The 6,660-nt window shown below is 37.3% G+C and carries 6 protein-coding genes and 1 pseudogene; 3 read left to right on the forward strand and 4 right to left on the reverse strand.

Annotated features, from left to right (window positions below; genetic code table 11):
• Positions 1 to 93 precede the first annotated feature (93 nt).
• From L652_RS01000000123420 to L652_RS0107300, 3 genes and pseudogenes are all read left to right on the forward strand, one after another.
• Positions 94 to 1,559: pseudogene (locus L652_RS01000000123420) on the forward strand (IS21 family transposase).
• Positions 1,552 to 2,304 (forward strand): IS21-like element helper ATPase IstB, encoded by a 753-nt coding sequence (gene istB / locus L652_RS0107295; protein WP_008108712.1) that lies wholly within the window; start codon positions 1,552 to 1,554, stop codon positions 2,302 to 2,304. Before L652_RS01000000123420 ends, istB begins: the two are co-directional and overlap by 8 nt.
• A 78-nt stretch (positions 2,305 to 2,382) precedes the next feature.
• Positions 2,383 to 2,892: an EAL domain-containing protein gene (locus L652_RS0107300; protein ID WP_275451728.1), complete on the forward strand. Its 510-nt coding sequence runs from the start codon at positions 2,383 to 2,385 to the stop codon at positions 2,890 to 2,892.
• A 146-nt stretch (positions 2,893 to 3,038) separates the two neighbouring features.
• Here the strand turns inward: L652_RS0107300 and L652_RS0107305 are convergent, their stop codons facing one another.
• The 4 genes from L652_RS0107305 to L652_RS0107320 all read right to left on the reverse strand — a co-directional run.
• The gene (locus tag L652_RS0107305; RefSeq protein ID WP_024596059.1) at positions 3,039 to 3,488 is read right to left on the reverse strand and encodes a response regulator; all 450 of its coding nucleotides are present in this window, start codon (positions 3,486 to 3,488) and stop codon (positions 3,039 to 3,041) included.
• A complete protein-coding gene (locus tag L652_RS0107310; RefSeq protein ID WP_024596060.1) occupies positions 3,485 to 4,939 on the reverse strand; it encodes a HAMP domain-containing sensor histidine kinase in 1,455 nt (484 codons plus the stop codon). The genes L652_RS0107305 and L652_RS0107310 overlap by 4 nt, the downstream gene beginning before the upstream one ends.
• A 129-nt stretch (positions 4,940 to 5,068) precedes the next feature.
• Positions 5,069 to 5,728, reverse strand: a complete 660-nt coding sequence (locus tag L652_RS0107315) for an MOSC domain-containing protein (protein WP_024596061.1) — start codon at positions 5,726 to 5,728, stop codon at positions 5,069 to 5,071.
• A gap of 123 nt (positions 5,729 to 5,851) precedes the next feature.
• A partial coding sequence (locus tag L652_RS0107320; protein ID WP_024596062.1) for an alpha-E domain-containing protein occupies positions 5,852 to 6,660 on the reverse strand: 809 nt, incomplete at its 5' end.

The following is a 6,660-nucleotide window of genomic DNA, read 5'->3' on the forward strand; positions in this document are numbered from 1 at the left end:
TATTAAGCGACAATTACGGTGGCCGGTCTAGCGACAATTATCTTGGCCGGTTGATCTGATAAGGTTCGGTACAGCAGAACGGAGGAGTTCACTGTGCCGGGAACACGAATCACTGATCAGCAGGTCACTATTTATATGAAACATAGAAAGCGTAATAGCCAAGTTATCGCGGCTGCGAAAGCAGGTATTTCTGAACGTTCAGCAAGGCGCATTGATAAACTGGATGAGCAGCCATTGTCTAATAAACGCCAATGGCGAACACGTATAGATCCACTTGAATCTATCTGGGACAGTATTGTTGTCCCTCTACTTCAAGGTGATGCTACGTTAACTCCAGTGGGAATTTTTGATCATCTTTGCGAGTTTCACACCGACAAATTTAACCCGAGCTCACGGCGTACATTAGAGCGTCGAATTCATAAATGGCGGGCACTGTATGGCTCAAGCAAAGAGGTCGTATTCCTGCAAACACACGAGTATGGCCTATTAGGTATATGTGATTTCACACATGTGAAGTCACCCGTTACCATTGCTAGTGAACCCCTTAAGCATATGTTGTTTCATTATCGTATGCCCGCCAGNGCGGTGAAAGCTTTGCTGCTTTTTCTGATGGTGTGCAAAACGCATTTAAAGCAGCCGGCGGTGTGCCTAAAGAAGTGCGTACAGACAGTCTCAGTGCCGCCTATCGTAATCATACTAATGATAATGATTTTACAGAGCGCTTTAATGAGCTAGTTATCCATTATGGCTTTAAAGCGACCCGTAATAACCGCGGTATTGCGCATGAAAATGGGGCTATTGAGAGCCCTCATGGGCATCTTAAATCGCAACTGGAGCAAGCATTAAAAATCCGTGGTAGTTATGACTTTCAGACAAGAGAAGTCTATGAATCGTTTGTTGCAGACATTGTTGCTCGCCGTAATCGCCGTGTAAGTGATAAGTACGCAGTAGAGCAGCGACAATTACACGCTTTACCACGGACGATGAGCGTCAATTACACCGAGCATTATCTAACGGTGTCACGTACGAGTACTATTTCATTGAAACGTGTTACCTATAGCGTCCCGTCACGCCTTATTGGTAGCCGATTACTTGTTCGTTTATATGACAACCGCTTAGAGCTGCGCTATGGCAGCGATTTAGTTCAAACGTTAGCGCGTGTCTATGCTTCTAAAGGGTGCCGTGCACGCAATATTAGTTACTTGCATGTTATTGACGCATTGGTTAAAAAACCATTGGCATTTCGCTACTCACAACTACGTGACGACTTACTCCCAAGCGACAATTACAAAGCTATTTGGGAATACGTTAATACTCATCTTTTAGCGGATGAAGCGAGCTATTACATGGTAAAACTGCTCCATTTAGCAAAACAAAGTGGGTGTGAACGTCAATTAGGACGATTTGTAGCAGTGTCAATTACTCAGCGACAATTACCGGCCATCCGAGAATGTGAAGCGCAATTTTTAGTGATTGCATCAAACATACCCACAATAAAAATAAAGCAACACAGCTTGAGCGCTTATAGCAGCATGATACCGGGAGGTCTACATGGATAACTTCACGGCCTCGTTACCTTTAATGCTGAAACAATTAAAGCTTAGCACCATGCTTCAACAGTGGAATACCCTGGGAAAAAAAGCGATGGAAGAACAATGGAGCCCGCAGCAATACTTGTCTGAGCTGTGCCATGTTGAACTTGCGACACGCGATGACAAACGCCTTCAGCGGCTTTTAAAAGATGCAAAATTGCCAATGGGTAAACACCTTAGCAGCTTCGACTTTACCCTTGTTGATGGGGTTAGTAAGCCCCTTGTTGCTGATTTAATAAATCAGCCGGATTGGTTGAAGCACGGTGGCAATATATTGTTATTTGGCGCCAGTGGTCTTGGTAAAACGCATATCGCCAGTAGCATCGGTTATGGCCTTATCGAGCAGGGCCATAAAGTTAAGTTCGTTGCCGCGTCAGCGATTGTTCAACAACTCCAGCAAGCAAAGCGACATTTACGCTTGCAAGACGAACTTGTAAAGCTCGATAAATACAGCTTATTAATCGTTGATGACGTTGGTTACGTTCGAAAAACTGAACAGGAAACGAGCGTGCTGTTTGAATTGATAGCCCATCGCTATGAGCGACACAGCATGATCATCACATCAAACAAATCATTTGAGCAATGGGATGAACTATTTGAAGATTCAACGATGACAGTCGCGGCAATCGATCGTTTGGTTCATCATGCCACGATTATTCATTGTGAAGGTGACAGCTACCGACGCAAAACAGCGCTCAATAAGAGTAAATAAAATTCGGTATCAACCGGCCAAGATAATTGACGCGGAACCGGCCAAGTTAATTGACGCTAGATACCCTTAACACTATCTATCAATATTTCACCTATTCAGCTACAAAAAGAGATTTTAGAGAGCTATTTATTAGAGACAGTCAAAACATACAACTTAAAAACCAACAGTATTATTCTTGAAATAACAGAAACAGCTTTTATGGAAAATAGTAAAGAAGTGATTGAGATATTAACTTCTTTGTCTAACAAGGGATTTAGGATTGCTTTGGACGATTTTGGTATGGGGTACTCATCCATATCTCATCTAATATCTTACCCTATTGATATAGTAAAATTAGACAAAAGCATGCAGTCGTTGGATGGAGAAAATAATAAGCGATTAAAAATAATCGAGAGTTTATCTTTAATGCTAAAAAAATTAGATTTTTTTGTGGTAGCTGAAGGAATCGAAACGAAAGCCCAACATCAGCTATGTAAAAAACTAAACATAGACTACTTGCAAGGTTTTCTATTTTCAAAACCTATGCCTGCAAACGAGATTAACTTGATACTCGATGACTATTGTAAAAAATCATCCTTAAATAAATAGGTTATTTTGAGCCTCTGTAAAATTGAAGCTTAAATCAGACACCTATATAACTTTAAGCTAAAAACCTTTGGTTTGAGCCACATACTCAAACTAAAGGCTCTTCAATTGGCACAGCCTAATAGGTTAAAACTTAAAATACATGCACATCAGCTGTATTTATCTAAATGCTGACCAATAACAGCCATGACTTTTTCTTTTAACTCTGCTGCCTGAAAACTTCCTTTTACAAGGTAACCTTTTACAAAGTCGTGTGACATTATAATCTTTTTTTCTTCTTCTCTTTCAGATGAGCTAAACATCATAACTACACACGAGCTTATCTCTATCATTTTTCTGAGTTTAGAGAACTTCTCTAAAAATTGAATGCCATTAACTTTTGGCATATTAATGTCTAAAAATATAAGAATTGGAGGAAATCCATCAGGGTACTTTATTCTATTAGATTCATAATTTTCTAAAAATTCTAATGCTTCTTGACCATCTTTTTTTTCAAAAATTGTAAGGTCTAACTTGGCTTCTTTTATTAGCCTTTTAAGAATATACCGGTCAACTTCGTTGTCATCGACAATTAATATAGGGGGTTTAATTTTTGTCATATTAGCTTATCCAATGGTATTACTATTTTAAATGTTGTGCCTTTATCAGAGCTTTGCAGTGATATTTCACCGTTTAAGTACTCAATATGTTTTTTAACCAACGCCATCCCTAAACCAGAGCCCGTACTCGTCTGTGCATGAAATCGCTTAAACATATCAAACACTTCACCTTGATGCTTTTGTGGTATTCCCATTCCGTTATCTGTAACAGTAATAAAAAACGTCTCTTGTTCATTAAAAATATTACAGCGGACATAAGGGGAGTCTTTATTTCTGTCGTAATACTTCAACCCGTTTGAAATTAAGTTTTCAATAATTTGAGCAAAACGCGCTTTTTCTGACTTTATAGGTACTGATAGATTAATTGTTGTCTCGAGCTTACAAGGGTTGTCTTTCATAAGCCAAGTGAGTCGCTCTTTCATATCAATAATCAACTGATTAAAATCAATTACATATCTATCTTCACTACCAATTTCAGCTTTAGCTAATAGTAAAATATCAACAACAAGTGTCTCTAACTTTTCCATTTGTTGATAGATAACCAATGCATTTCGACTTGCCTCTTCAGTATCTCCTGCTTTTATATCTTCAATAACAAAATGCGCTAGGGATTTAGCCCCTGACAACGGTGATTTCAGGTCATGAGAAGCTCGATAAGCAAACTGTGCAAGTTCGTCATTTGCTTGCTGCAGGGAGGCTGTTTGGCTATTTATAATCTCTTTGAGTTCAATACTGTTTTCAATATTTAAAAGATCATTTTTAATCCGCTGCCTGGCCGCGATAACGAGTGCTTTTAATTCACCCGACGTTTTTATATCAAGCTCATCATCTAGGTTAATATTGCTTTCGGGTTTACTTGATAAGAGCAGGGTAAGATTTCGAATAGAGCTGGATATAGTACGAGAAAGGTAACTTATAAAAATAATATTAAAAAAAGATATGACGATAACAAGTGGAATTAACGTCATTAGTATAAACGATACTGTTTTTCTGATTGGTTCTTCAAACATCTCAGAGTGTTTGTTAAAGCTGACAAGTGCAACATTAAGGTTTAGTAAAAAATCAGCTCTACTGAGTTCACCTTTTTCATACTGAGTAACTGACAGTAGTGTTTTATCCGCAATTTCTATATCTTTTTCACAAATTGTTAAAGTTTGCTCTGTGTTAATAAATTTCATAACAGCATAATTTAATGGATTTATTTCTTCAATACAGTCAATTGGTTGCTGCCTAATTAACAATATATCTGACTCAATGGTATTTATATCTATGGGGAGATCATTTTCTATTTTTTTAACTGACTTAGTAAGTTGATGAGTATATTTTAAGTGAAGAAAATTAAGTTGGTGAAACTTGGCCCCTTTAGCTATTTCAAAAGCTGAGTAAACAGTAATACTTACCTCTGCAGCTGTTAAAATCACAATAAGCATCAGTTTTCTGGAGATATTCATATACGACACCTATTTTAGCTACTAACCCAACAGTTTATTAATAACACTATAATAATTATAGTATTTATCACATTAGGTATAGCAGGTTTTATCTTTTTTACTAGCTCCTCTATAAATAACAATTTACGCTTAACTTAGTTCATTTTTAATACAAAGCTTCTTTTTAATTTTAGTTTGCCACTCAAGAGCAAGCTCCGGCAATTCGAGTGCTGCTAATAATACACTTTCATAATCTGGATATTTTTTATCAAAAAAAGCCTGGAACAGTTTTTTTACTGATATGTCGTGCGAGGCTTTCTTCTCGATAACAACACTATCACCCGTTTTTGCAACGCCCTGCTCTAGTACCCTAAAATACACGCCAGTGCAGTAATGCTGCGTAAACAGTTTAAGGCTGTTTTTATTATTAAGGGCGATAGCTAATTTAAAACAAGGCACACGAGGCTGGCTTACTTCAAGTAATGCAGTACCAATTCGAATATGGTCACCTATGTGTATATTCGCTTCATCAAGGTCAGAAATCGTGAAGTTTTCGCCAAAGGCACCTACTGCCAAATCATCATTCTCGAGGGTTTGTTTCCAATAATCATAATGATTGTGCGAACACGCGTAAACCGCTTTATCAACCCCGCCGTGATTAACTAAATCAGCTTGCTCATCCCCTATAATATTTAGCTTTTCAATAACAACAGGTTCGTTAGTTGGCGTTTTGAATATTCCCGTTTTCACCTCTTTACCATTATGAATAAGAGTTTTAATTTTAGAGATATTAGTCGAGATGATTTTCATTGCGATACCAACGGATGAGGAAGTAAAGATTAATTATGCAGGTTTTAAAATTATTATAAATAAATTTAAGCAAAAAAATGACCGCTTAAGACTAAGCAGTCATTTAACAATATACAGTTTTTATTATTCTGCTTGTTTTAAAAAATACGTTTCGGCCAGTCCGTTATGTATTCCAGCTAAGTCTATTTGTATTTCATCGATAAAGTCATGCAACAGACCATTTTTAAGTACTCGTACGTCTTTATTTTCTAACTCAACAATTGCATCATCAATTGATTTAATAATTTCTGTTGAGTTTGGCAAAGGTAAAACCAATGCTTTTAATTCATTCATACAAAATAAAATAGATCGTGGGAATACTTTGCTGTGCATCACAAATTCTATTACATCAGCACGCTGTACTCTAACGCCCATTTCTTGGCGATACATTTGATAAGCACTTAACGAACGCAATAAACTGATCCACTGAATATTATCAAACGGCTTCACTTCTTCTTCATTAGTAATTAACGTAGCAGAGCGAATATCTAAAATTCGCGATGTCATATCTGCGCGCTCTATAATCGAACCAAAGCGGATAAAAACATAGCCCTGATCATGATTAATTGTGGCATCTAACGCCCCAAATATTTGATGGGCTGAATCTATAATCTTTTTTAAATAATCAAAACGTCCGCGCTTTGTTATCCCTTCTTTTTGATTATCTTTTACATAATAATAAAGAGAGTTAATTTCTTCCCATACATCTCGCGGTATTACATCGCGAATTGTACGCGCGCTTTCTCGTGCCGAAGTAATAGAGTTTAAAATTGACGAGCTGTTATCACTACCAACAAGTAAATACCTTAATGCTTTTTGTTCAGTAAAATCAGTATGGTTTTCTGAATACGCTTTACGCACACCAATAATATCAATTAATGGCTCCCAGCCGG

The sequence above is a fragment of the Pseudoalteromonas sp. TB25 genome, from assembly GCF_000497995.1.
Lineage (GTDB): Bacteria > Pseudomonadota > Gammaproteobacteria > Enterobacterales > Alteromonadaceae > Pseudoalteromonas > Pseudoalteromonas distincta.